Source organism: Micrococcus lylae NBRC 15355, from assembly GCF_001570885.1.
Taxonomy (GTDB): domain Bacteria; phylum Actinomycetota; class Actinomycetes; order Actinomycetales; family Micrococcaceae; genus Micrococcus; species Micrococcus lylae.
The window spans coordinates 1-23823 of sequence record NZ_BCSN01000004.1; the positions used below are offsets into that span (position 1 = coordinate 1).

Here is a 23823-nt window from a genome sequence, read left to right on the forward strand (position 1 = left end):
TCGATCTCGTGCAGCGGGACCTCCGCCGGGACCCGGCGTCGCAGACCTGTCGACAGGTCGTCGACGACGGTGATGTCCTCCAGGCCCCGCCGTCGGGCCGCGGAGACGAAGTGGGATCCGATGTAGCCGGCTCCGCCGGTCACCAACAGCCGCATGCCGTCCTCCTCGTTCGCGTCCTCCGTCCCGGTCCGCGGGACGGGCGGGGCGACGGGGCCGCCCGTTCCGGGGGAGCCCGTCGCCCGATGTCATGCAGCGGTCAGCGCCACTGGCCTCGGGTATCGATGACGTGCTTGCCCTCGACCTCGGAGCCGAGGTCGGCGAAGGCATCGTGGTCCACCAGGAGCAGGACGATGTCGGCCTTCTCCACGGCCTCCTCGGCGGAGACGAAGCGGATGTTGGGCTTGCCCTCGAGCTTGACCGGCAGCTCCTCGACGTGCGGCTCGACCACGAGGACCTCGGACCCGGAGAACTGGTCCGCCAGATCGTGGGCGATGTTCAGCGCGGGGGACTCGCGGAGGTCGTCGATGTTCGGCTTGAATGCCAGGCCCAGGGCGGCCACGACCGGAGCGCGGCCGGTCTCCTGCTGCACGTCGAAGGCCGCGGCCTTGACCTGGTCGATCACCCACTGCGGCTTGGCGTCGTTGATCTCGCGGGCCGCGCGGATGATGCGAGCGCTCTGGGGAGCGGCGTCCACGATGAACCACGGGTCAACGGCGATGCAGTGGCCGCCCACGCCCGGGCCGGGCTGCAGGATGTTCACGCGCGGGTGGTGGTTGGCGAGCTCGATGAGCTCCCAGACGTCGATGCCCTGCTCGGAGCAGATCACGGACAGCTCGTTGGCGAAGGCGATGTTCACGTCGCGGAAGGAGTTCTCCACGAGCTTGGCCATCTCCGCGGTCCTGCAGTCGGTGAGCAGGATCTCACCCTTGCAGAAGGTCCGGTAGAGCGCCTCGGTGCGCTGCGCGGCCTCCGGGGTGGATCCGCCGACGATGCGGTCGTTGGTGACGAGCTCGACCATCACGCGGCCCGGGAGCACGCGCTCCGGGCAGTGGGCGAAGTCGAGGCCGGCCTCGCGCAGGTCCGGGCGCTCGGCGTAGATGACCTCGGCCATGTGCTCGGTGGCGCCGGGGGGCGAGGTGGACTCGAGGATGACCAGCTCGTCGCCGGTCAGCTGCGGGGCCAGACCGCGGGCGGCGGCCTCGATGTAGCTCAGGTCCGGGACGTGGTCGCCCTTGAAGGGGGTCGGCACGGCGACGATGTAGGCATCGGCCTTCGGAGTCTCCTTGGAGGCGGAGAGCATGTCCTTGTCCACGGCGCGCTTGACGAAGTCGGCCAGGTCCGGCTCGACGAAGGGCACTCGACCCTCGTTGACGGCGTCGACGGTGCGGTCGCTGACGTCGACGCCGTGCACCTTCACGCCGTTCTCGGCGAGGATGGCGGCGGTCGGCAGGCCGATGTAGCCGAGCCCGATGACGGCAACGCTCTGGATCTCAGACATCCGTGGTGTTCCTCTTCCTGTCTATGGGAGTCACGCGACCCCGATCGCTGCGCCTGGGCGCACGACGTGTCAGGGGTCACCGGCCAGTATACGGTTCGGCCCTGTCCCCGGCGGCATGCCCGGATGTGATCTCCGCGTACATCTGGACGTAGCGGCGGGCGTTCGCGGCCCAGGTCCGCTCCGCCAGCACCCACGCGCGCGCGTCTGCGCCCAGTGCGCGCCGCCGGGCACCGTCCGTGAGGACCGCGTCGAGGGCCTCCGCCCAGGCCTCGGGGTCCTCGGCGGGGACGAGGACGCCGGTCTCCCCGTCCCGCACGATCTCCCTGAGCGCAGGCAGGTCGGAGACCAGGACTGCGCGCGCGGACGCCATGGCCTCCAGAGGCTTCATCGGGGTGACCGAGCGGGTCACGGTGGTGTCCTTTCGGGGGACGCAGAACACGTCCAGGGCACGGTGACAGGTCGGGGCAAGACTGCGGTCCACGCGGCCGAGCAGGTCGACGCGGTCGCCGATCCCCAGCTCATCGGCCAGGCGCCGCAGCCCCGGCAGCGCCGTGCCGTCTCCGGCGACGAGCAGGCGGAGGCGGGGACGGGAGGCGGTCAGCAGGGCGACGGCACGCACGAGGTCGTCGAGCCCCTCGTAGGGGACCACCGAGCTGACCGTCCCCACGTACTCCGCGTCCGGGTCCAGGCCCAGGCTGCGTCGCGCCTGCGCGGCGTCTCCGGACGGGTCGAGGAAGGCCCCGCCCACGGCGTTCGGGCTCAGCACGATGCGGTCGGGGTCGACACCGTCGGCGGCGACCCGGGCCCGCATGGTCTCGGCCAGGGTCACGACCGCGTCCGCGGAGCGGACGGCGTCGGCCTCGCGGGCGGTGAAGAGCCGGTACCGCACCGAGGACAGCGCGGCGGTCCCCCGGGTGGAGGCCCAGGTGTCGGCGAGCTGGCCGCGCACCTCGTAGACCCAGGGGATCCCCACGGCCTCCGCGACGGCACGGACGACGACGGCATTGACCCAGTGGGTGGTCGTGTGCAGGACGGCGGGACGCCGTTCCAGCACGAGGGCCAGGAGCTCCTCAGCGTTCTGCTGGAGGCGTCGGTCGAAGCCCGGCAGGAGCCTCGGCGCCAGCAGACGGTGGTAGCGGATCCCGTCGACCTCGTCCCGGTCGGCCGCCTGGAGCACGCCGGTCTGGACCGGCCACCCGAGTCTCGTGACGGCCTCGGGGTCCCACCCGCAGTCGCGCACGGCCAGCATCAGGCTGTGGGACCGCTGCGCATAGCCGGAACCGGTGTGCGGCAGGGAGTTGGTGAGCACGAACAGCACCCGGTCCGCGACCGGTCGGTACGGCGCGCCCGGGGTCTGCAGGGTCGGGATCCACCCCTCCATCGCCCGCAGCTCCGAGCCGAGCCGCTCGCGGACTGCCCTCTCGCGCGCAGAACCGCCCAGGACGGCCACGGCCTGCCGCATCCGGCCGTGATACCAGTGCGAACGGGCACGGGCCGCCGCCCATCCGGGCGTGGCGGAGGATGTCGTCGCGAGGATCTGCTCGGCCCCGTCGGGGCGGTCGGCGGCGAGGAGGACGTCGGCCAGGCGCACCCGGGTCACCGGGTCCGCGCCGTGCGTCCGGGGGCTGCGCAGGACCTGGTCGACCAGCTCTTCGAGCTCTTCTGTCCGCCCCCCGGCGGCGAGGGCGACGGCGGCGGGCACCGGCAGGCCCGCGGAGCAGCCGGCTCCCCAGGCCCCCAGGCGCATCCGCACGGCGGGCGGGAGGCGGCGCGAGATCTGCAGGGCGAGGACGACCGGATCGTCGCGGACATGGTCCACGGCGGTCGTCGCGGCCAGCAGTGCGTTGGAGACGAGGCGTCGCACGGACGGGGACATGGGGCTCCTCGGGGTGACGGGACGGTTCCTGAAGGCTCAGATCCGCGGCCGGGAGGACAGGCCGCGGCGCCGGAGGACGGTGCGCGAGAGCAGCTCGGCGTAGCGGTGGCCGATGGTGCTCAGGTCGGCGTGGCTCGCCACCCAGCCGCGGGCTGCGCCCGTGGTCCGGGTCGACGCGGGGTCGGCCCACAGCGCCTCGAGGTGCGCGACGAGGTCGTCCACCGTGGGACCGACGACGTCTCCTCCACCGGCGGCCTCGACGACTGCGGCCGCCTCCCCCTGGACCTGGGCCGTGACGTGCCGGCCGATGGAGAGCAGCTCGTAGGTCTTCGACGGCACGGTGTGGAGGAAGCTCGCCCAGTCCGGGCGCAGGCACACCATCACCGTGTCCGCCCAGGCGTAGTGCTCTCGGGCGGCCTGCCCGTGGACCGCGTCGAGCATCTCGACGGGTTCGCCCCGCCTGCGGTTGAGCGCGAGGAGTTCCTCGCGTCGGGTGCCCGAGCCGACCATGCGGACACGCACCCCTGGCGCGCACGAGCGCAGGCGTGCGGCGGCCTCGACCAGTCGCTCCAGTCCCTGCGACTCACCGTGGTTGCCCAGGTAGAGGACGTGGAGCTCGCCCGGACGGCGGTCCCGGGGAGGCAGGACGGGGATGGCGTCCAGCGCCACGCCGTTGCCGAGGGTCTCGACGCAGGCGATGCCGCGTGCACGGAGGGTCTCGGCGAACCCTGCGGTGACGGTCACCACGAGGTCTGCACGGCGCTGGGCGCCTCCGACGATGCGCTCCATGAGCCGCCCCAGTGGTCCGCTGCGCAGGCCGGCGTCCCGGGCGAGGTCCGGCCAGGCGTCGCGCATCTCGAGGACCAGGGGCAGGCGCCGCAGCACGGCGAGCGCCCGGCCGGCGACGACGGTCGGCAGTGCAGGCACGGTGGCCACGACGACGTCGGGCCGGGTGGCGGCCAGCCCGAGCGGGATGCTCTGGATGGCGTGGATCACGGCGTCGGCGAACCGCGCGTTGCGCCCGCCGGACTCGGCGCGCCGTGAGCGCGTGCGCAGGACGGTTTCGCCGTGTTCGCCCCGTTCGCTCCGCGCGGCGTGGTCCGGGGCTCCGGGGGCGAGGACCGTCACGGACCAGCCTTCGGCGACGAGTCCGCGCACGATCGCCTCCCACCGCCGGGCCGGCGGCGTGGCCTCCGGGGCGTAGGAATGGGTCAGCAGAAGGACCCTCGGGGCCGTCTCGCGGTCAGCCACAGGGGTCCTCCACGGCGGGCACGGGAGCAGGGGTCGCCGGCGCGGGGCTCGACGCGCCGTCCGAGGAGGAGGGCGCGGCGGACTCGGAGGCGCGGCGCTCGGCCCTGCGGCGCTCGGCCGCTTCCTTCTCCTCGCGCTCCACCTCGCGGAGGTAGCCTCCGAGGTCGTCGCGCGCGTAGGCGGCCTTGAGCCGGTCGAGCTGCTGCTCGTCCGGGAGGACGACCTGCTGGCCGGACTCCTCGACGGCACCGCCGGCGTTGGGGATGGTGAACATCTCGACGTCGTCGCTGCCGATGGACCGCAGGTCCCAGCCGTATCCGGCCACCCGGCGCGAGTCGAGTCCTTCGTCCACCGTCAGGTGGCGGGAGAGGGTGGAGACCACGTCCATGGTGCGACGGGGGTCGGCGAGCACGTCGACGCTGAGGAACCGGTCGAGCGCGCCGAACACGACGCGCTGCTGGTTCTCGACGCGGGTGAGGTCGCCGCGGGCGAAGGCGTGCCGCTCGCGCACGTACCGCAGCGCCGCGGTGTCCTGGAGCAGGATCTCGCCGCGGGGGAAGTAGCTGGGGTTCCTGACACCGGACGAGAAGGCCGTGGGGTTGCAGACGGACACGCCGCCGAGGGCCTCGGTGACGCCGCGGAAGCCCTGGAAGTCGATCTCGACCAGGTGGTTGACCTCGATGTCCAGCAGCTCCTCTACCGTGTCCACGGTCAGTTCATAGCCGCCCTTGGCCAGGGCCGAGTTGATCTTGCCCTTCCCATGGCCAGGGATGTCGACGTAGAGGTCGCGGAGGATCGACATGACGTAGACGCCGCTGCGGTCCTCCGGGATGTGGACCACCATCATGGTGTCCGAGCGCTCCCCCTCCACGTCGGGCGAGCCCTCCTCGCCGCGAGAGTCGGAGCCGAGCAGCAGGACGGTGACCGCTCCACCCTCGCCGTCGGTGACGTTGGGCGCGGAGACGGTGCGGCGGTTGTCGTCGTAGCTGCGTGCCAGAGCTCCGGCGTACAGTGCGACCAGCACGAGAGCGACCACCACGACGGTCGCCAGGGCCCCGAGCACCCAGGGCCAGCGGCGCCGCCGGCGGCGGTCCGGCTCGGCGTGCCGGTCGCTGAGCTCGTCGAGCTCTGCGGGCTCACGGGAGGTCACCGGCATCTCTCCTGTCGTACGGGCGGGGGCTGGGAATCAGTGTAGGCGGGCGTGGTGCCCCTCAGGTGCGCGGACGCGGCTGGCAGCGGCGGCAGCGATGGGAGGAGCGGCCCATGAAGGCCTCCCGTACGATCACCCCGTCCCGCCCTTCGTCCCGGCAGCGGGGGCAGGGCTCCCCTGTCCGACCGTAGGCGTTGAGCGACCGGGCGAAGTATCCCGAGCGGCCGTCCACGTTGACGTAGAGCGCGTCGAAGCTGGTCCCGCCGACGGCGAGGGCCCGTTCCATGACGGTGGCGGCTGCGGTGAGCACAGCGTGTCCCTGGGCCCGGGACAGGGTCGCGGTGCGTCGTTCGGGGTGCAGACGCGAGGCCCAGAGGGCCTCGTCGGCGTAGATGTTGCCGATCCCGGAGACGAGGGACTGGTCCAGCAGCGCCCGCTTGAGCCGGGTGCGCGAGCGGCGCCAGCGGTCGTGGACCGCGTCCGGATCGAACTGCCGGTGGAGGGGGTCGAGCGCGATGTGGGCGGCCGTCGTCGGGATCCGCTCGCCGGTCGCCGGGTCGGTGACGAGGCGGTCCAACCACCAGCCGCCGAAGATCCTCTGGTCCACGAAGCGCAGCTCCGCCTCCCGGCCGTCGGCGGCGATGACGGGCAGACGCAGTCGGAGGTGGGGCGGATCCGGGCGTGTCGCGTCGTCGACCCTCACCTGACCGGACATGCCCAGATGCACGACGACGGCCGCCTCCCCCGCCTCGGCCAACGGGATCCAGAGGAACTTGCCGCGGCGCATCGGCGCCCCCAGCAGACGGCCGTCCAGAGCCGCCCGGAGCGACTCCTCGCCGCCGGGCGAGCGGCGGAGGCTGCGGGGGTCGAGCACATCGAGGCGGCCGGCGTGGGCGCCGGCCGTGAACGGGAGGAGTCCGCGGCGGACGACCTCCACCTCGGGCAGCTCAGGCATCGCCTGATCAGTCCCGTGCGGTCGGCAGGTCGGCCTCGAGCCGCGCCCAGGACTCGGCCGCGGCGTCGCGTTCAGCCTGCTTCTTCGAGGAGGCGACGGCGGAGGCGTACTCGGTGCCGCCGACCCACAGGGTGGCCCGGAATCGCGGGTCGTGCGCCGGGCCCTGCCCGACGATCTCGTAGCGCACGTCACCGAGGGAATGTCGGGAGGCAGCCTCGGCCACCTTCGTCTTCCAGTCGGTGCCGGCACGGGCGATCTGCGGGTCGTCCAGCAGGGGCAGCACGTGGCGGTGCACGAGGGCCGCTGCGGCGACGGGGCCGTGGTCGATGTAGGCGGCGCCGATCAACGCCTCGAAGGTGTCCGCGAGGATGGAGTCCTTGTCCGCGCCACCGGTGCGGCGTTCGCCCTCGCCGAGGCGGATGTGGGCCCCCACTCCGAGCCCGCGGCACACGTGGGCGAGCGCATGGGTGGAGACGATCGACGCCCGGCGGCGGGCCAGGTCGCCTTCGGAGAGGGCCGGGAAGGACTTGAAGAGGTGGTCGGTGACCACGTACCCGAGGACGGCGTCCCCGAGGAACTCGAGGCGCTCGTTGGTCGGCAGGCCGCCCTGCTCATAGGCGAAGGAACGGTGGGTCAACGCCAGTTCGAGCGTCTCGGACGTGATCGTCACGCCGAGACGCTCGAACAGCGGGTCGGAGTCAGGCGCCGCGTGGCGCCCCTGCCGCGGGGAGGCGGGCGCCATCTCAGGCGTCGGCGACCTTGCGGCCCTTGTACTCGAAGAACAGCGGGGTGCCTGCGGAGTCGGTCTTCAGCTCGGCCTGGTGCGGCAGACGGTAGGAGACACGACCGTTCTCGACGGACTTGATCAGGGTCGGGGCCTGGGCCTTCCACTGGGAACGGCGGGCACGGGTGTTGGCACGGGACATCTTCCGCTTCGGGACTGCCACGACTATCTCTCTTCTGTCTCGGGGGTGGAGGTCTGTTCGGTCTCCGCGAGGGCGGCCAGGGCCGCCCAGCGGGGATCCACTCGCTCGTGGCCGTGCCCTTCGGGCGCGTCCTCGAGCCGGATGCCGCAGTCGGCGCACAGCCCTTCGCAGTCCGGTCGGCAGACCGGCTGGAACGGCAGGGCCGTGACCACGGCATCGCGGAGCACGGGCTCCAGGTCGATCGTCTCGTCGACGACCGCCTGCTGGTCCTCGTCGTCCGTCTCGGACGGGTCGGTCAGGTAGAGCTCCTGCAGGTCGACGGTGAAGCCGACCTCGAGCGGGTCGAGACAGCGGGCGCACTCGCCGCGCAGCTCGACGTCCGCCGTCCCCGTGACGAGGACGCCCTCGTGCACGGACTCCAGGCGGATGTCCACGTCCACGGGATCCCCGGCGGGGACGCCGAGGACGGGGATGGACAGCCCCTCGGGGGCGGGCCACTGCTCAGCGACCTCACGCTGGAGGCCCGTGCTGTGCAGCAGGTCCTTCACCGAGATGACCCACGGGGAGGCGGCGTCGCGGTGCGGTGCACTCATCTGCTGACGCTCCTCTCGTCTCGTGGGGCAGACCGTACCCCGGGCACACCGGTGCCCAGGGAGAACCGACTGTCCATCATAACCGGTCGCGCGAGCTCGCGGCAACGCGGCACGCTCAGAGGTCGGCGCTGAACTCCTTGAGCCAGGCGGTCATGTCCGCGCCGAGTTCGGGGTGGGCCGTGGCGAACTCCACGACGGCCTGCAGGTAGCCGAGCTTGTCGCCGGTGTCGTAGCGACGGCCCCTGAAGACCACGGCGTGCACGCCGTAGCCCTCGCCGTCGCCGGCGGCGAGGGTCTGCAGGGCGTCGGTCAGCTGGATCTCGCCGCCGCGGCCCGGGGGAGTCCGGTCCAGGACGTCGAACACCGCCGGATCCAGCACGTAGCGGCCGATGACGGCGAGGGTGGACGGGGCATCCTGCCGGGCCGGCTTCTCCACCAGCCCTGTGACGCGGACGACGTCCTCCTCGCCCTCCACCGCCTCGACGGCTGCGACGCCGTAGGAGGAGACGGCCTCCTCCGGCACCTCCATGAGGGCCACCACGGAGCCGCCGTAGCGGGCCTGCACCTCGAGCATGCGCTCCAGCAGCGCGTCCTCGGAGTGGATGATGTCGTCCCCGAGCAGCACGGCGAAGGGCTCCTGGCCGACATGGCGCCGGGCGCAGGCGACCGCGTGGCCGAGGCCGAGGGCCTGACCCTGGCGGACGTAGTGCATGTCACCGACGAGGTCCGACTCGCGGATCATCTCGATGCGACGGGTGTCGCCCTTCCTCTCCAGAGTCGCTTCGAGGGCCGGGTGACGGTCGAAGTGGTCCTCCAGGGCGCGCTTGTTGCGGCCTGTGATGACGAGGATGTCGTCCAGGCCCGCGGCCCGGGCCTCGCGCACGACATACTCGATGGCTGGGCGGTCCACGACCGGCAGCATCTCTTTGGGCATCGCCTTGGTGGCCGGCAGGAAGCGCGTGCCGAGGCCGGCGGCCGGGATGACGGCCTTGCAGGCGCGGCGGGCGGAGTCCGGAGCAGACATGGTTCCCCTTCCAGGCGGCCGGGTGCCGCCGTCGAGTTCGGGTGCGGTGGTCTGTGTCGAGTCTATGCGAGCGCGGATGACGCGCCGATGAGAGGGCCTCAGCCCACGAACCGCTGCATCACGGCGGTCGGGACGAACTCGGACACGTCGCCGCCGAGGCCGTGCACCTCCTTGATGAGCGAGGAGGACAGATGCGTGTAGCGGGGATCAGCGGAGAGGAAGACCGTCTCGATACCCGTCAGATGGTGGTTCATCGTGGCCATCGGCTGCTCGTACTCCAGGTCCGTGCCGTTGCGCAGCCCCTTGACGATGGCGTTCGCGCCGGCCTCGCGGCAGAACTCGGCCAGCAGCCCGACGCCCATGGGTCTGACCACGACGCCCGCCAGGGACGAGAAGGTGGACTCGACCATCTCGATGCGCTCCTCCATGGAGAAGCGGTAGGTCTTCGCCGGATTCACGGACACGGCCACGACGACCTCGTCGAAGAGGTTGGCCGCACGCGCGATGACCTCCACGTGGCCGTGGTGGAGCGGGTCGAAGGATCCGGGGCAGACGGCTCTGAGCATGGATCCAACCTATCCCACGTGCCCGGAGCGTTCAGTACAGTCGAGCCCATGGCACCCCCGTCGTCCCACGATGTCCACACCCCGTCCGCCGACGCCCCTGCCCCACGCTGGCGGGCGACGGCGGAGGCCGCCGGCCTGCTGAGGCACGGCGTCCCCGCGCCGACGGTCTTCGAGACCATGACGTCCCTCGCCCTCGAGCACGACGCCGTGAACCTGGGCCAGGGGTTCCCGGACCAGGACGGGCCGGACGAGCTGCTCGCCCTGGCCGCCGATGCCGTCCGCACCGGCTCCAACCAGTACGCGCCGGGCACCGGCTCCCCCGCCCTCCGGCAGGCCGTCGCCGAGCACCGCCGCCGCCACTGGGGTGTGGACGTGGACCCGGACACGCAGGTGCTCGTGACCACCGGCGCCACCGAGGCCATCGCCGCCGCGGTCCTCGCGTTCGTCTCCCCGGGCGACGAGGTCGTCACGGTCGAGCCCTTCTACGACGCCCACGCCGCCACGATCGCCCTGGCCGGCGGCCGCCACGTCACCGTCCCTGTGGGCCCGCCGTCCTTCCTCCCGGACCCGGACGAGGTCGCTGCGGCCTTCACGGACCGCACCCGCATGCTCATCCTCAACACGCCGCACAACCCCACCGGAGCCGTCTACCCTCGGCCGCTGCTCGCCCGCCTGGTGGCCCTCTGCGCGGAGCGGGACGTCCTCGTGCTCACGGATGAGGTCTACGACCACCTGGTCTTCGACGGCGAACACGTGACCGGCCGCGCCGTCCCGGGTGCCGAAGACGTGGTGCTCACGGCGTCGTCGGCCGGCAAGTCGCTGGCGGTCACCGGCTGGAAGGTCGGCTGGCTGACGGGTCCGGCGGACCTCGTCGCCGCGGTGAGGGCCGTGAAGCAGTACCTGACGTTCTCCTCCGGGCCGGCGTACCAGCTGGCGGTCGCCGAGTACCTGCCCCGCGCGGACGCCTATCTGGCCGAGCAGCGTGAGCGCTACCGCGCCGGACGAGACCTGCTCGTCTCCGGTCTCCGTGCCGCCGGGCTGGACCCGGTGGTGCCACAGGCCGGCTACTTCGTCACGGTGGACCTCTCCCCGTGGGGAGTGGAGGATGCCCGGGCCGCCGCCGAGGACTGGATCCGCACGGCCGGGGTCTGCTCCATCCCGGTCTCGGCCCTGTGTCGCGCGGACGGCGACACCATGCGCTCCTGGCTCCGCCTCGCCTTCTGCAAGGACGCCTCGGTCATCGGCGAGGGCATGGACCGCCTGGTCCGGCACGCGGCCTCGCTGCGCGGCTGAGCCCGCCTCCTTTCCGACGACGGCCCCTCGGCCCCGGCCTCTGCCTCCCCCGGTCTCGTGGCCAGGCGGCGACCGCCTGGGCCGAGGCGCCGTCGTCGTGGTGGCAGGCCCGGAGGGCCGGGGTGCCCGACGGCCACGGCTCAGCGCACGTCCTGCCAGAAGTAGAGCGCGGTCTCGCCGTAGGTGCGCACGTCGACCTCCTCGAGCCCCTCGGGACGGGTCGGCGGCGCGCTGCGTGCGGAGCGCTCGAGCACGAGCAGCCCTCCGGGGGTCAGTGACGCGGCCGCCGACACGAGGACGCCGTCGAGTTCCGGGCCGTCGAGCGGGTAGGGAGGATCGGCCAGGATGAGGTCGGCCTCCGTCCGCCGCGCGAGGAAGCGCTCGACCGACTGGCCGAGGGCTGTGCCGGCACGCCGGCCGAGGGCCCGGTTGACGGCATCGGTGTTGCGGCGGCAGACCTCGAGCGCCGTCCGGTCCCGCTCCACGAGGGTGGCGGAGCGGGCGCCGCGGCTGAGGGCCTCCAGGCCCAGTGCGCCGGAGCCGGCGTAGAGGTCGAGCACCACCGTGTCCTCGCACCAGTCGCGGGACTGGAGCCAGGAGAAGAGGGCCTCCTTGGTCCGGTCCGTGGTCGGACGGGTGTCTGAACCACGGACGGAGGCCAGGGGCATGCCGGAGGCGGCGCCGGCGATGATGCGGCTCATGGCAGGTCGGTCATCCCTTCTCGGCGTAGTCGGCTGCGTGGGCGTGGGCCGCCTCCCAGCGCCGGACCTCCGCGACGGCACCGGGCCAGCCCTCGAGGCCGGCGTCCGCGGTGAGCGCGGCGGAGACCGCGTGGGCGGCCAGGGAGACGAGGCCGGCGTCCGCCACGACGTCCAGGTGGGCCAGACCGGACTGCATGCCGGACTGGGCCGCGCCGAGCACGTCGCCGACGCCGCGGCTGCGCAGGTCCTCCTGCGCGATGAGCATGCCGTCGTCGGTCCGCTCGAGGACCTGGAGCCGGTCGAGCGAGGGGTGTCCGTCCGGCAGGCGGGTGACGAGCAGACACACGGCGGGGTCGGGACCGCGGCCGATGCGGCCCCGGAGCTGGTGGAGCGTGGAGAGGCCGAAGTCCTCGGCGTCCAGGACGGCCATGACGGTGGCGTTGGGGACGTCCACACCGACCTCCACCACGGTGGTGGCCACGAGGACGTCGGTCTGTCGCTCCGCGAACGCGCGCATGGCGTCCTCCTGCTCCGCCTGGTCCATGCGGCCGTGGACCATGTCCAGGCGCACGCCGGACAGGGCCGGCAGGTGCTCCAGGCGGCGGACCATCTCCTCCACATTGGCATGGGCGGGGTCCCCGGGGTCCGGGTCGATGCGCGGGCAGACCACGAACGCCTGGTTCCCCGCGGCCACGTGCTCGGCGATCAGCTCCCACACGCGGGCGATGATCCGCGGACCATGGGCCATGCGGGCCACGTGGGTGGACACGGGCTGCCGACCGCGCGGCAGACCGCGCAGGACGGTGAGGTCCAGGTCGCCGAAGACGGTCATGGCCACCGACCGCGGGATGGGCGTGGCGGACATGACGAGCAGGTGGGTGCCGGGGTTGGCCTCGCGCAGGGATTGGCGCTGGTCCACGCCGAAGCGGTGCTGCTCGTCCACCACGGCCAGACCGAGGTCGAAGAAGCCCACCGTGGAGGAGAGCACGGCGTGCGTGCCCACGACGATGCCCGCCTCCCCCGAGGCCAGCTTGAGCAGGGCCTGCCGCCGCTCGGCGGTGCGCTGGGAGCCGGTGAGCAGCACGACCTCGGTGGCGGGTCCGTCCGCGGCGGCGAGGGTGCCGCCCTCGGCCAGCTCGCCCATCAGGGCCAGCAGGCTGCGGTGGTGCTGCTGGGCGAGGACCTCCGTGGGGGCGACGAGGGCTGCCTGCCCCCCGGCGTCGACCACCTGCAGCATGGCGCGCAGCGCGACGACGGTCTTGCCCGCTCCCACATCCCCCTGGAGCAGCCGGCTCATGGGCTCGCTGGAGTCGAGGTCCGCGGCGATCGCGGCGCCGACCTCCTCCTGGCCCTCGGTGAGCGCGAAGGGCAGCCGGGCGTCCAGCGCCTCGAGCAGTCCGCCGGGCCGCAGCGGGCGCGCGGTGGCCGGAACAGTGCGGGCATCGGCGCGGCGCACGGCCAGGGACGCCTGGACCACGCAGGCCTCGCGCAGGGCCAGCGCCCGGCGGGCCGGGCCCACGTCGGCGAGCTCCGCCGGGGTGTGCAGGTCGCGATAGGCCTGATCGATGGGCGGCAGCGGCGCGGGCAGGTCCAGCTCGGCGGCGGCGCGGGCGCGCAGGTCATCGGTGAGGACCTCGGGCACGGCGGACCAGTCCACCGCGTCCAGGACGGTCATCACCGCGGTGCGGACGACCCAGCTGGGCAGCTTGCCGGTGGCGCGGTAGAGGGCGAGGGGGCGCAGGTCGGCCTCGGTGGCCTCGGCGTCGTCGGCCAGGAGCGTGAAGTCCGGGTTGTTCAGGGTCACCCGGTCCCGGTAGACCGTGGTCTTTCCCTGGAACATCGCACGCCGTCCCGGCACGAGGCGGCGTCGGGCGTCGTGGCCGTTGAAGAAGGCCATGGACAGGGACGCCCCGGGGCCGGCGGGGGTGTCCGGGTCCGCCACGGTCACGTCCACGATGAATCCGCTGCGGCTGCGCATCCGGCGGGTGGTGACGGAGCGCACCTCGGCCACGACGGTGACCTCGGCGTCGATCGGCAGCTGGGCGATCCGGGTCAGCTCGCCGCGTTCGATCCAGCGCCGCGGGACGTGGTCGAGCAGCCCGCCGACGGTGGTGATCTTCAGCTCGCGGGCGATCCGGTCCGCCGTCTTGCCGCCGAGGACGCCGGACAGCGGCAGGTCGAACGGGTGGGTGGCCGCGCCGACGCCGGCCTCAGCGCCCGCCATGGGCATGGGCGTGGTCGTCGTGGCCGCCGGTCAGGTCGCTGACGCGCAGGTCCTGCGGCTCGCCGGCCTCGTGCAGCAGCGACTCGACGGCCTCCGCTTGAGGCACATGCACGTGCACGCGCCACGGGACGGGGCTCTGGGAGTCCTCCCCGCGGCGTGTCGGCGCCACGATGACCGAGTCTCCGACCTCGGTGAGCCGGTGGCGGAGCGTGGCCGCTCCGATGGGGTCGAGCTCGATCGTGCACATGACCTCGACGCCGCCCTCGGCGCCCGCGGCCTCGGCGGTGATTCCCTCCGCATAGCCGTGCAGGCCCTCGGTGAGCTCGGTGTCCGGGTCCTCGTCCAGCATCACGGCGCGCAGCGCCTCGAAGACGAGGAGCAGCCCGACGGCGCCCGCGTCCACGACCGCGGCCCTGCTGAGCTCGTCCAGTTGCCACTCGGTCGCCTCCACGGCCGTCCGGGCATCGCGCACGCAGGCGCTCACCGTCTCCTCGAGCACGGCCCTCGTCTCGACCGGCCGGTCCTCTGCGACGGCTCGGCGCAGGGTCTGCGCGACGCTCTGCCGGACGACGCCCAGGACGGACAGCATCGTGCCTTCCCTGGGGTCGGACAGGGCCGTCCGCGCCGCGGTGTCCGCCCGGTGCAGGGCCGCCGCCAGCGCCGGTGCGGTCAGGGCCTCCAGGCCGCGCAGCGGATCCGCCATCCCTGCCACCATGACGGCCAGGAGGGTGCCGGAGTTGCCCTGCGCGGAGGACAGCGCCGCGGCTCCGGCGCGCGCGAGCGTGGCACCGATGTCCACGGGGCCGTCCTCCTGGCAGTCCACGGCGGCGTGGGCGGCAGCCATGGTCGCGTGCATGTTGCTGCCGGTGTCCGCGTCCGGCACCGGGAAGACGTTGAACGCGTTCAGCCGTTCGGCGGCCTGCCCGAGCAGCTGTTCGGAGCAGGCCAGCCAGCGGACGATGCGCGGGGGCCTGGGGGTGTGCGTCACTGATCGAGCACCTCGTCCAGAGTGCCGGTGCGGATGCCCTCGCCGATGCGGCGGATGGAGGCCCAGTCCGGCCACACGACGGCCTGATCGCCGGCCCATCCCGCGCCCAGGGTCGGCACGGTGCTCACGTTGATGTCGTCGCTTCGGACGTTGCGCATGGACCAGGCCAGATCGAACAGCCTGCCCGAGTCGAGGCTCTCGTCGAACGTCAGGTAGGGGGCGAGCGCGTTGACCGAGTTCCGCACGGAGTTGGGGTCCGTGAGGGTCGTGCGGGACATGGCCTTGGTGATGATCGCCTTCACCAGGCGCTGCTGGTTCTCCACGCGGGAGTAGTCGCCGTCGCCGAAGGCGTAGCGCTCGCGGGCATAGACGATGGCCTCCTCGCCGCTGAGGTGGATGTTGCCCTCAGCGAAGGAATGGCGCCCGCTGGTGAAGGCCCGCGGGTTGTACAGATCGACGCCCCCGAGGGCGTTCACCAGGTCGCGGAAGCCGACCATGTCCACGGCGACCACGTGGTCCACGCGGGCCTGGAACATGTTCTCGATCGTGGAGACCGCCAGCGGCACGCCGCCGAGCTGGTATGCGGCGTTGAGCTTGCGGTCGCCGTGCCCGCGGATCGGCAGCCAGGTGTCACGCATGATGGACATGACCTGGATGTTCTCCCGGTCGCCGGGGACGTGGACCCACATCATGGTGTCGGAGCGGCCGATGCCGGTGATGCGGGCGATGTCCGTGTCCTCGCCGTCCGTGAGATCGCCGGAGTCGGCGCCCAGCAGCAGGAAGTTCACGGCCTTGCCGTCGATCTCCTCGTCTGAGCTGGAGGCCTCCGGGCCCTGGACATCGCCGGGGCCGGTGGCCTCGGGCATCACCACGGAGCCGTTGTTCCCGCCTGCTTCGGCTCCGCCGGAGCCCTCGGAAGTGCCGCCGCCGGAGCCGTCCTCCGCCCCGTCGCCGCGGCCCTGCCCCGCACCGCCGCCGAACTGCGGGCGCAGGGACTCCTCGGGGAACACGCTCCCCTCGAACTTCTTGACGTCGTCCACGGTCTTCGCGATCCCGCCCACGTAGACGGCCACCACGGCGCCGGCCGCGATGAGCGCCAGCAGCAGCACGCCGACGACCACCATGAGGCCACGGCGGCGCCGGCGCGGACGCCGCCCGGTGTTCGGTTCGGTCGTCTGCTCAGTGGAATGGCTCACGTGGTGCGCTCCTGGGGCTCGGGAGGTCATGGCCGCGCTCCCGTGGCGCGGACGTGTCAGGAATACGCCTCCATGCTAGCGGCCGTTCCCGAGACTAGACTGGACGTCGTGCGTCCCCTCCCCGCCTCCAACGCCCGGGCCGGCCTCGTCCTGGCCGGCGTCGTCCTGCTCGTCTCCGGCTGTGCGGACGGCCGCATCGCCTCCGTCTCCGCGGCCGAGAACGCGGCAGACCCGGCCTGCGCCCCGGCGATGATCGCCATGCCGGACGAGATCGGCGACCACTCGCTCCGTCCCACGGACAGCCAGGCCACCGCGGCCTGGGGCGATCCCGCCGCCGTCGTCCTGCGCTGCGGCGTGGAGCCGCCGGCACCCACCACGGATCAGTGCATCTCCGCCGAGGGCGTCGACTGGGTCGTCAGCGAGGAGGGCGAGAACTGGCGGATCACCACCTACGGCCGCTCCCCCGCCGTGGAGGTGCTGTTCGCCCAAGATCGGGTCAGCTCCGACAGCGTCATGGTCACCCTCGCCTCGGCGGTCGGCCGCATCCCGGCCGAGCGCGGCTGCGTGAACCTGCAGGACGCCGACGAGGTCGGCTGAACCGACGTCGAGGCGCTCCATGGTGTACTGGAGCACTGACGCGGGTGCACCCCGGCACTGACGCGCTGATCACCGGTCCGACGTCCTGGGGACCGGTGCGGGTGCGCGGCCGTCGTCGTCCCGTCCTCCAGCGGAGGGATGCGGCCGGGCCGGTCCTCAGTGCAGGCCGGCGCCGCGCTCCAGGGCCAGCTCGACGAGCTCGGTGATCAGCTGCGAGTAGGGGATGCCGCTGCGCTCCCAGAGCGCCGGGTACATGCTGATCGGGGTGAAGCCGGGCATCGTGTTGATCTCGTTGATCACCCAGCGGCCGTCCGGGGTGTAGAAGAAGTCGCAGCGGGCCAAGCCGGCGCCGTCGATGGCCTCGAAGGCCCGCACGGCGAGCTCCTGCAGGCGTGAGATCTCCTCCTCCGGCATTTCTGCGGGGCAGGACAGCTGCGCGGCGTCGTCGTCCTGGTACTTGGCCTCGAAGTCGTAGAACTGGTGGTCGCCGGTCTGTTCCACCACCACGATCTCGCCGGGCAACGACGCGCGCGGGACGTCCGTGCCGTGGCCGTCCAGGACGGCGCACTCGATCTCCCGGCCGAGGATGCCTGCCTCCACGACGACGCGCGGGTCGAACCGGCGCGCCTCCTCCACGGCGGCGCGCAGCTCGGCGGGCTCGGCCACGCGGGTGATGCCGAAGGACGAGCCGGCACGCGCAGGCTTGACGAACAGCGGGTATTCGAGGGAGCCCGCGCGCTCCAGGGCGGAGTCGGCGTCGCGCTGCCAGTCGCGGTCCGTGATGGTCTCCCAGGGTCCGACTTCCAGGCCGGCGGCCTGGAAGGCGACCTTCATGAAGTGCTTGTCCATGCCGACGGCGGAGGCGAGCACGCCGCAGCCCACGGCCGGCAGGTTGAGCGTCTCGAACAGGCCCTGGACGGTGCCGTCCTCGCCGAAGGGACCGTGCAGCAACGGGAAGACGACGTCCACCCGACCCAGACAGGCTCCGTCGGCGTCCACGAGCTCGGTCGTGCCGTCCGAGGCCGCGCGCAGCGAGACCGGACGGATCGGCTCGGGGACCTCCGGCAGGGAGCCGTCGCGCAGGCTCCACTGCGTGGGGTCCATGTCCTCGACGGACCACAGGCCCGAGCGGGCGACACCCACCGGAACCGGCTCCCACCGTTCGGTGTCGATCTCGCGCAGGACGTTCGCCGCGGTCACGCAGCTGACGGGATGCTCGCTGGAGCGGCCGCCGAACAGCAGAAGGACGCGCGGACGCTCGGTGACGGCGGAGGTGGTCATGCGCGGTGTCCTTCCGATTTCAGGTTGCGGGAGAGCAGCAGGTCGGCCAGTGTCGCGACCTCGAGACGGCCGGACACGACTGCGTTGATGGCTTCGCTGATGGGCATCTCGACGTCGTGGCGGCGGGCCAGGTCGACCACGGCGGACACCGACTTGATGCCCTCGGCGGTCTGCTTCATCGAGGCGACGGCCTCGTCCACGCCCATGCCGGTGCCGATGAGGCGTCCCGCGCTGCGGTTGCGGGACAGCGGCGAGGCGCAGGTGGCGACGAGGTCGCCGAGACCGGCCAGGCCGGCCATCGTCTCCGGGCGGCCGCCCACGGCGATCGCCAGACGCGTGGTCTCGGCCAGGCCGCGGGTGATCACGGAGGCCTTCGAGTTGTCCCCCAGGCCCTGGCCGTCGCAGATGCCGACGGCGAGGGCGATGACGTTCTTGACGATGCCGCCGATCTCCACGCCCACGACGTCCGTGTTGGTGTAGGGGCGGAAGGTGCGCCCCGCGGTCATCGCGGCGATGGCCTCCGCGGTCTCCGCGGACTCGGATGCGACGACGGTGGCGGTCGGCTCGCCACGGGCGATCTCGAGGGCCAGGTTCGGACCGGACACGACGGCGAAGCGCTCCGGGGGCACGCCGAGCGCAGAGGCACACACCTGGGACGGACGCTCGCCGGTGCCGCGTTCGAGGCCCTTCACCAGGGAGACCACGATCGCGTCCTCGGCGATGGAGTCCTTGACGGTGGTGAGCGTCTCGCGGACGTGCTGGGCGGGCACGGCGACCACCACGACGGCGGCGTCGGTCACGGCCTGGTGGATGTCGGTCACCGCGGAGATGTTCTCCGGCAGATCGATGTCCGGCAGATACTCCGGGTTGCGATACCCCAGGGTGATGGCGTCCGCGATCTCCCGGCGGCGGGACCAGAGCACGATCCGGTCGGCACGGCGTCCTTCCGGGGAGGTGCTGGAGCCCATCACGGCGGCGAAGGCGGTGCCCCAGCTGCCGGCGCCGAGGACGGCGACGCGTCCGGGGCGGCTCACGCGGCGCCCTCGCGTCGGCCGGTGCGCATGTCCCACCTGCCGGCCGGCGGATGCTCGCCGCGGAGCTCGGCCACGAGAGCGGTGAGCGCGTCCATCATGCGGTCGGTCCCTGCCTTGAGGTCCTCCCGGGTGGGCCTGTGGCCACGCAGGTCGGACAGATCGACGGGCTCGCCGACCGCAATGCGCAGACGCTTGGGCGGGAACAGCGACGGCTTGCCCTTGTACGGCAGCACCTCCTGCGTGCCCCACTGGGCGACGGGCACGAGCGGAACACCGGTCTGCAGCGCCAGGCGCACGGCACCGGAGCGGCCGGTCATCGGCCAGCCCTCCGGGTCGCGGGTGACGGTGCCCTCGGGGTAGACGATGATGACACCGCCCTCCGTGAGGACGTCCCGCGCGGTGTCCAGGGACTTGGCGGCGTCCCCGCCGCGCTCCACGGGGATCTGGCGCAGGCCCGTGAGGATCTGCTGCAGCGGCGCGACCTTCCACAACTCGGCCTTCGCCAGGAACGTCGGCACCAGGCCCTGGTTGTAGACCATGTGGGCGATGTCCAGCGGATCGAGCTCGGAGATGTGGTTGGCCACGACGATCGCACCGGTCTTCGGCAGCCGCTCCGTGTGCAGCCACTGCTGGCGGGTCAGCAGGCGCATGGCGGGACGCACGATGGCCGCTGCCGCGGCGTAGCCTGCGCGGACGCCGAACGGTGCCCGCGAGCGCGGGGACTTCTCCCGGCGCGCCATCAGGACTCGTCCGAGAGCTCGACGTCCGCGCCGAGGGCGAGCAGCTTGTCCATGAAGTGCTCGTAGCCGCGGTTGATGATCTCCAGGCCGGTGGCCTTCGAGGTCCCCTCGGCCGCCAGGGCGGCGATGAGGTGGGAGAAGCCGCCTCGCAGGTCCGGGATGTCGAAGGTGGCGCCCTTGAGCCGGACCGGACCCGAGATCACGGCCGAGTGCAGGAAGTTGCGCTGGCCGAACCGGCACGGGATGGAGCCGAGGCACTCGCGGTGCAGCTGGATGGAGGCGCCCATGCGGACGAGGGCGTCGGTGAAGCCGAAGCGGTTCTCGTAGACCGTCTCGTGCACGATCGACACGCCCGTCGCCTGGGTGAGCGCCACCACGAGAGGCTGCTGCCAGTCGGTCATGAAGCCGGGGTGCACGTCGGTCTCGAGCACGAGCGGGTTCAGCTCACCGCCGGCGTGCCAGAAGCGGATGCCCTCGTCGGTGACGTCGAACTCGCCGCCGATCTTGCGATACGTGTTCAGGAAGGCGGTGAGGTCGCGCTGGGAGGCGTGGCGCACGAAGATGTCTCCCCCGGTGGCCAGGGCCGCCGAGGCCCAGGAGGCGGCCTCGTTGCGGTCCGGCAGGGCCGTGTGGTTGTAGCCGCGCAGCGTGGAGACGCCCTCGATGCGGATGGTGCGGTCGGTCTGGACCGTGATGATCGCACCCATCTTCTGGAGAACGGCGATCAGGTCGTGGATCTCCGGCTCGACGGCGGCGCCCTTGAGCTCGGTGATGCCCTCGGCCTTCACGGCGGTGAGCAGGACCTGCTCGGTGGCGCCCACCGACGGGTAGGGCAGCTCAAGCTTGGCGCCGTGGAGGCCCTTGGGAGCGGAGATGGAGATGCCGCCGGGGCGCTTGTCCACGACCGCGCCGAAGTTGCGCAGGACCTCGAGGTGGTAGTCGATCGGCCGGTCGCCGATCTTGCAGCCGCCGAGGTCCGGGATGAAGGCCTCCCCGATCGCATGCATCAGCGGGCCGCAGAAGAGGATCGGGATGCGGGAGTCGCCGGCGTGCGCGTCGATCTCCGCGGACTTCGCCTGCCTGACCCCGGCCGGGTCCATGGTGATGGAGCCGGCCTGGCTGTCCCAGTCGACGGTCACACCATGGAGCTCGAGCAGGGCGCTCACGACGTCGACGTCCTTGATCTCCGGGATGCTGCGGAGCACGGACGGGGTGTTGCCCAGCAGGGCGGCGACCATCGCCTTCGGCACCAGGTTCTTGGCGCCGCGGACGGTGACCTCTCCGGTCAGGGGCTTGCCGCCCTGGATCGTGAGCAACTTGGCCATAGCAGTGGTCCTCCCTCGCCGCGGGGTGGCGCAGCGTCGGTTCATGCCCACCGCCGGGCGGCGGGCCAGGTCTCTGCCAGCCGGGACGCGCGGGGGCGCCCGGGCCGGGAATCACCCTTCAGCATAGGCGGTACCGCCGGTCCCGACACAGTGGCGCCCCGCTCCGGCACGCAGTCCGCTGTGCGCGAATGGTCACACCGGACCGCGCCGGGCGGGGCGGTCCGTCCGGGACGGCTCCTCCGGGTGGACCGACTCGGGCCCGAGGGTGGACCGGCTCGGGCCCGGTCTGCGTCAGCTCGCGGCCGTGCGGGCCGGCAGGGTCGTCGGCTTGAAGTCCGGTCGCCCTGACTCGTAGGCGGCGATGGCCTCCTCCTCGCCGAGGGTGACGGCGATGTCGTCGAGCCCCTCGAGCAGGCGGTGCCGGGTCTCGTCGTCCAGCTGGAACGACGTGGTGAAGGAGCCACAGGTCACGGTGCGGGAGAGGAGGTCCACGGTGACGGAGGCGCCGGGCTGGTTCTCCAGCTCCTTCCAGATCCGCTCGATGTCCGCCGCCTCCACCTGAGCCGCCACGAGGCCCTGCTTGGCGGCGTTGCCGCGGAAGATGTCCGCGAAGCGCGGCGAGAGCACGGCGCGGAAGCCGTAGTCCTTGAGCGCCCAGACGGCGTGCTCGCGGGAGGAGCCGGTGCCGAAGTCCGGTCCGGCCACCAGCACGGTGCCGGCGGAGTACGGCTCGGTGTTGAGGATGAACTCCGGGTCCTGGCGCCAGCCTGCGAACAGGGCGTCGTCGAAGCCGGTGCGGGTGATCCGCTTCAGGTAGACGGCGGGGATGATCTGGTCCGTGTCCACGTTGGACGCGCGCAGCGGGACGCCGATGCCGGTGTGGGTGGTGAACTTCTCCATGGCTCAGGCCTCCTGGGGGACGCGGTCGAGGGCGGGCAGGTCGGACGGGCTCGCCAGACGGCCCAGCACGGCGGTCGCCGCGGCCACGACCGGCGAGACCAGGTGGGTGCGGCCTCCCTTGCCCTGGCGGCCCTCGAAGTTGCGGTTCGAGGTGGATGCGCAGCGCTCCCCCGGCTCCAGCTGGTCCGGGTTCATGCCGAGGCACATGGAGCAGCCGGCGAAGCGCCACTGGGCGCCGAAGTCCTCGAAGATGCGGTCGAGGCCTTCCTCCATCGCCTGCAGACGCACGCGGGCGGACCCCGGCACGACCATGACGCGCACCCCCTCGGCCTTCTTCCGCCCCTCCACCACGGAGGCGAAGGCGCGCAGATCCTCGATCCGGGAGTTGGTGCACGAGCCCATGAACACAGTGTCCACCGCGATGTCCTTCATGGCGGTTCCCGCCTCGAGGCCCATGTACTGCAGCGCCTTGGCGGCGGCGGCCTGCTCGTCCGGGTCGGAGAAGGACTCCGGATGCGGGACGGCGTCGTTCAGGCTGACGCCCTGGCCGGGGTTGGTGCCCCAGGTGACGAACGGCTCGAGCGCGTCCGCGTCGATCACGACCTCGGCGTCGAAGACGGCGTCCTCGTCGGTGCGCAGGGTCCTCCAGTGCTCGACGGCGGCGTCCCAGTCGGCGCCCTCGGGAGCGTGGGGGCGGCCCTTGATGTACTCGAACGTGGTGTCGTCCGGAGCGACCATGCCGGCGCGGGCTCCGGCCTCGATGGACATGTTGCAGATGGTCATGCGCGCCTCCATGGAGAGGGCGCGGATGGCCTCGCCGCGGTACTCGAGCACGTACCCCTGCCCTCCACCGGTGCCGATCTTCGCGATGACGGCGAGGATGAGGTCCTTCGCGGTCACGCCCTCACGGAGGGTGCCCTCCACGGTGATCGCCATGGTCTTGAACGGCTTGAGCGGCAGCGTCTGGGTGGCGAGCACGTGCTCGACCTCGGAGGTGCCGATGCCGAACGCCAGCGCGCCGAACGCGCCGTGCGTGGAGGTGTGGGAGTCGCCGCAGACCACCGTCATGCCGGGCTGTGTCAGGCCCAGCTGGGGTCCGACGACGTGCACGATGCCCTGCTCCCGGTCGCCCAGGGAGTGCAGGCGGATGCCGAACTCCTCGGCGTTGGAGCGCAGGGCCTCGATCTGTGTGCGGGAGGTCGGGTCGGCGATCGGCCGGTCGATGTCCAGCGTCGGGGTGTTGTGGTCCTCGGTGGCGATCGTCAGGTCCGGCCTGCGCACGGGGCGGCCGGCCAGTCGCAGGCCCTCGAAGGCCTGCGGGCTCGTGACCTCGTGGAGCAGGTGGAGGTCGATGTAGAGCAGGTCGCGGCCGCGGGCCGCTCCCTCGCCCTCTCCGCGGACGACCACGTGCTCGTCCCAGACCTTCTCCGCCAGCGTGCGCCCGCGGGAGGTCTCGTGTGTGCCGGTCATGCGGCGCTCCTTCGTCGGTTTCGGGCCGGGCCGATCAGGCCTGGCCCCGGGTTGTCGTCCAGGCCAGGGATGGCGGCCCGGTGCGGGGCCAGAGGTGGCGGCCCGTCACTGTCTTCACTGTCATCCTCGAGCCCAGGCGTGTCGACATCCGGTCGCCTCGGTTCCGCCATGCGGACACTGCAGCGAGGTCCCCGCCTCACCCCGGGGCCGCCGATTCCGCGTCATGATGCGGACG

Annotated in this window: 23 protein-coding genes; 2 read left to right on the plus strand and 21 right to left on the minus strand. The window is 72.4% G+C overall.

Annotated elements, in window-relative coordinates; genetic code table 11:
• The 11 genes from MLY01S_RS12300 to coaD all read right to left on the minus strand — a co-directional run.
• Positions 1-155: NAD-dependent epimerase/dehydratase family protein (locus MLY01S_RS12300; RefSeq protein WP_157531266.1), on the minus strand; the 155-nt coding region annotated here is incomplete at its 3' end.
• Between the two features lie 101 nt (positions 156-256).
• Positions 257-1498 (minus strand): UDP-N-acetyl-D-mannosamine dehydrogenase, encoded by a 1242-nt coding sequence (gene wecC, locus MLY01S_RS01750; protein ID WP_067188737.1) that lies wholly within the window; start codon positions 1496-1498, stop codon positions 257-259.
• Between the two features lie 76 nt (positions 1499-1574).
• Positions 1575-3374, minus strand: coding sequence for a glycosyltransferase family 4 protein (locus tag MLY01S_RS01755; protein ID WP_067188739.1), 1800 nt, complete (start codon positions 3372-3374; stop codon positions 1575-1577).
• A gap of 36 nt (positions 3375-3410) precedes the next feature.
• Positions 3411-4625 (minus strand): glycosyltransferase family 4 protein, encoded by a 1215-nt coding sequence (locus MLY01S_RS01760; RefSeq protein ID WP_082739519.1) that lies wholly within the window; start codon positions 4623-4625, stop codon positions 3411-3413.
• Positions 4618-5775 carry an LCP family protein gene (locus MLY01S_RS01765; protein WP_245232035.1) on the minus strand — a complete coding sequence of 386 codons (1158 nt, stop codon included), beginning with the start codon at positions 5773-5775 and terminating at the stop codon, positions 4618-4620. Before MLY01S_RS01765 ends, MLY01S_RS01760 begins: the two co-directional genes overlap by 8 nt.
• Before the next feature lie 61 nt (positions 5776-5836).
• Positions 5837-6730 (minus strand): bifunctional DNA-formamidopyrimidine glycosylase/DNA-(apurinic or apyrimidinic site) lyase, encoded by an 894-nt coding sequence (mutM, locus tag MLY01S_RS01770; RefSeq protein ID WP_067188741.1) that lies wholly within the window; start codon positions 6728-6730, stop codon positions 5837-5839.
• Between the two features lie 7 nt (positions 6731-6737).
• The gene (gene rnc / locus MLY01S_RS01775; protein ID WP_067188847.1) at positions 6738-7400 is read right to left on the minus strand and encodes a ribonuclease III; all 663 of its coding nucleotides are present in this window, start codon (positions 7398-7400) and stop codon (positions 6738-6740) included.
• A 73-nt stretch (positions 7401-7473) separates the two neighbouring features.
• A complete protein-coding gene (gene rpmF / locus MLY01S_RS01780) occupies positions 7474-7677 on the minus strand; it encodes a 50S ribosomal protein L32 (RefSeq protein ID WP_067188743.1) in 204 nt (67 codons plus the stop codon).
• A gap of 2 nt (positions 7678-7679) precedes the next feature.
• On the minus strand, positions 7680-8249 hold the full coding sequence (locus tag MLY01S_RS01785) for a YceD family protein (RefSeq protein ID WP_067188745.1): 570 nt from the start codon (positions 8247-8249) through the stop codon (positions 7680-7682).
• A 115-nt stretch (positions 8250-8364) separates the two neighbouring features.
• Positions 8365-9273, minus strand: a complete 909-nt coding sequence (gene galU, locus MLY01S_RS01790) for a UTP--glucose-1-phosphate uridylyltransferase GalU (protein ID WP_067188747.1) — start codon at positions 9271-9273, stop codon at positions 8365-8367.
• A 98-nt stretch (positions 9274-9371) separates the two neighbouring features.
• A complete protein-coding gene (coaD, locus tag MLY01S_RS01795) occupies positions 9372-9839 on the minus strand; it encodes a pantetheine-phosphate adenylyltransferase (RefSeq protein WP_067188748.1) in 468 nt (155 codons plus the stop codon).
• Positions 9840-9887: 48 nt separating this feature from the next.
• Between coaD and MLY01S_RS01800 the strand changes: the two genes are divergently transcribed.
• The gene (locus MLY01S_RS01800) at positions 9888-11132 is read left to right on the plus strand and encodes an aminotransferase class I/II-fold pyridoxal phosphate-dependent enzyme (RefSeq protein ID WP_067188750.1); all 1245 of its coding nucleotides are present in this window, start codon (positions 9888-9890) and stop codon (positions 11130-11132) included.
• A 140-nt stretch (positions 11133-11272) separates the two neighbouring features.
• Here the strand turns inward: MLY01S_RS01800 and rsmD are convergent, their stop codons facing one another.
• Genes rsmD through MLY01S_RS01820 form a run of 4 tightly spaced genes read right to left on the minus strand, consistent with a single transcriptional unit; the run spans position 11273 to position 16241 of the window.
• On the minus strand, positions 11273-11833 hold the full coding sequence (rsmD, locus tag MLY01S_RS01805; protein ID WP_067188751.1) for a 16S rRNA (guanine(966)-N(2))-methyltransferase RsmD: 561 nt from the start codon (positions 11831-11833) through the stop codon (positions 11273-11275).
• 10 nt (positions 11834-11843) lie between these two features.
• Complete coding sequence (locus MLY01S_RS01810) at positions 11844-14057, minus strand: ATP-dependent DNA helicase RecG (RefSeq protein ID WP_067188850.1); 2214 nt, start codon at positions 14055-14057, stop codon at positions 11844-11846.
• A complete protein-coding gene (locus MLY01S_RS01815; protein ID WP_067188753.1) occupies positions 14044-15045 on the minus strand; it encodes a DAK2 domain-containing protein in 1002 nt (333 codons plus the stop codon). Before MLY01S_RS01815 ends, MLY01S_RS01810 begins: the two co-directional genes overlap by 14 nt.
• Complete coding sequence (locus MLY01S_RS01820) at positions 15042-16241, minus strand: LCP family protein (protein ID WP_067188755.1); 1200 nt, start codon at positions 16239-16241, stop codon at positions 15042-15044. Before MLY01S_RS01820 ends, MLY01S_RS01815 begins: the two co-directional genes overlap by 4 nt.
• Positions 16242-16349: 108 nt before the next feature.
• On the opposite strand from MLY01S_RS01820, the gene MLY01S_RS01825 reads away from it, so the two are divergent.
• Positions 16350-16838, plus strand: a complete 489-nt coding sequence (locus tag MLY01S_RS01825) for a DUF3515 family protein (RefSeq protein ID WP_306301686.1) — start codon at positions 16350-16352, stop codon at positions 16836-16838.
• A 156-nt stretch (positions 16839-16994) separates the two neighbouring features.
• Here the strand turns inward: MLY01S_RS01825 and MLY01S_RS01830 are convergent, their stop codons facing one another.
• The 6 genes from MLY01S_RS01830 to leuC all read right to left on the minus strand — a co-directional run bounded on the left by MLY01S_RS01830 (position 16995) and on the right by leuC (position 23588).
• On the minus strand, positions 16995-18119 hold the full coding sequence (locus tag MLY01S_RS01830; protein ID WP_067188757.1) for a D-alanine--D-alanine ligase family protein: 1125 nt from the start codon (positions 18117-18119) through the stop codon (positions 16995-16997).
• The gene (locus MLY01S_RS01835) at positions 18116-19153 is read right to left on the minus strand and encodes an NAD(P)H-dependent glycerol-3-phosphate dehydrogenase (protein WP_067188759.1); all 1038 of its coding nucleotides are present in this window, start codon (positions 19151-19153) and stop codon (positions 18116-18118) included. Before MLY01S_RS01835 ends, MLY01S_RS01830 begins: the two co-directional genes overlap by 4 nt.
• Entirely contained in the window at positions 19150-19893 is a 744-nt protein-coding gene (locus MLY01S_RS01840; protein WP_082739522.1) for a lysophospholipid acyltransferase family protein, read from the minus strand. Before MLY01S_RS01840 ends, MLY01S_RS01835 begins: the two co-directional genes overlap by 4 nt.
• Positions 19893-21218, minus strand: coding sequence for a UDP-N-acetylglucosamine 1-carboxyvinyltransferase (gene murA, locus MLY01S_RS01845; protein ID WP_067188760.1), 1326 nt, complete (start codon positions 21216-21218; stop codon positions 19893-19895). The genes MLY01S_RS01840 and murA overlap by 1 nt, the downstream gene beginning before the upstream one ends.
• Before the next feature lie 291 nt (positions 21219-21509).
• Positions 21510-22118 carry a 3-isopropylmalate dehydratase small subunit gene (gene leuD, locus MLY01S_RS01850; protein WP_067188762.1) on the minus strand — a complete coding sequence of 203 codons (609 nt, stop codon included), beginning with the start codon at positions 22116-22118 and terminating at the stop codon, positions 21510-21512.
• Positions 22119-22121: 3 nt separating this feature from the next.
• Positions 22122-23588, minus strand: coding sequence for a 3-isopropylmalate dehydratase large subunit (leuC, locus tag MLY01S_RS01855; protein ID WP_067188764.1), 1467 nt, complete (start codon positions 23586-23588; stop codon positions 22122-22124).
• Positions 23589-23823 lie beyond the last annotated feature (235 nt).

Excerpts from the sequence above, each read along its gene's own strand:
- galU (WP_067188747.1), bottom strand. The coding sequence starts at position 9,273 with ATGTCTGCTCCGGACTCCGCCCGCCGCGCCTGCAAGGCCGTCATCCCG.
- MLY01S_RS01755 (WP_067188739.1), bottom strand. The coding sequence starts at position 3,374 with ATGTCCCCGTCCGTGCGACGCCTCGTCTCCAACGCACTGCTGGCCGCG.
- coaD (WP_067188748.1), bottom strand. The coding sequence starts at position 9,839 with ATGCTCAGAGCCGTCTGCCCCGGATCCTTCGACCCGCTCCACCACGGC.
- MLY01S_RS01830 (WP_067188757.1), bottom strand. The coding sequence starts at position 18,119 with ATGACCACCTCCGCCGTCACCGAGCGTCCGCGCGTCCTTCTGCTGTTC.
- leuC (WP_067188764.1), bottom strand. The coding sequence starts at position 23,588 with ATGACCGGCACACACGAGACCTCCCGCGGGCGCACGCTGGCGGAGAAG.
- MLY01S_RS01785 (WP_067188745.1), bottom strand. The coding sequence starts at position 8,249 with ATGAGTGCACCGCACCGCGACGCCGCCTCCCCGTGGGTCATCTCGGTG.
- MLY01S_RS01840 (WP_082739522.1), bottom strand. The coding sequence starts at position 19,893 with ATGGCGCGCCGGGAGAAGTCCCCGCGCTCGCGGGCACCGTTCGGCGTC.
- MLY01S_RS01810 (WP_067188850.1), bottom strand. The coding sequence starts at position 14,057 with ATGGCGGGCGCTGAGGCCGGCGTCGGCGCGGCCACCCACCCGTTCGAC.
- wecC (WP_067188737.1), bottom strand. The coding sequence starts at position 1,498 with ATGTCTGAGATCCAGAGCGTTGCCGTCATCGGGCTCGGCTACATCGGC.
- rsmD (WP_067188751.1), bottom strand. The coding sequence starts at position 11,833 with ATGAGCCGCATCATCGCCGGCGCCGCCTCCGGCATGCCCCTGGCCTCC.
- murA (WP_067188760.1), bottom strand. The coding sequence starts at position 21,218 with ATGGCCAAGTTGCTCACGATCCAGGGCGGCAAGCCCCTGACCGGAGAG.
- leuD (WP_067188762.1), bottom strand. The coding sequence starts at position 22,118 with ATGGAGAAGTTCACCACCCACACCGGCATCGGCGTCCCGCTGCGCGCG.
- MLY01S_RS01800 (WP_067188750.1), top strand. The coding sequence starts at position 9,888 with ATGGCACCCCCGTCGTCCCACGATGTCCACACCCCGTCCGCCGACGCC.
- mutM (WP_067188741.1), bottom strand. The coding sequence starts at position 6,730 with ATGCCTGAGCTGCCCGAGGTGGAGGTCGTCCGCCGCGGACTCCTCCCG.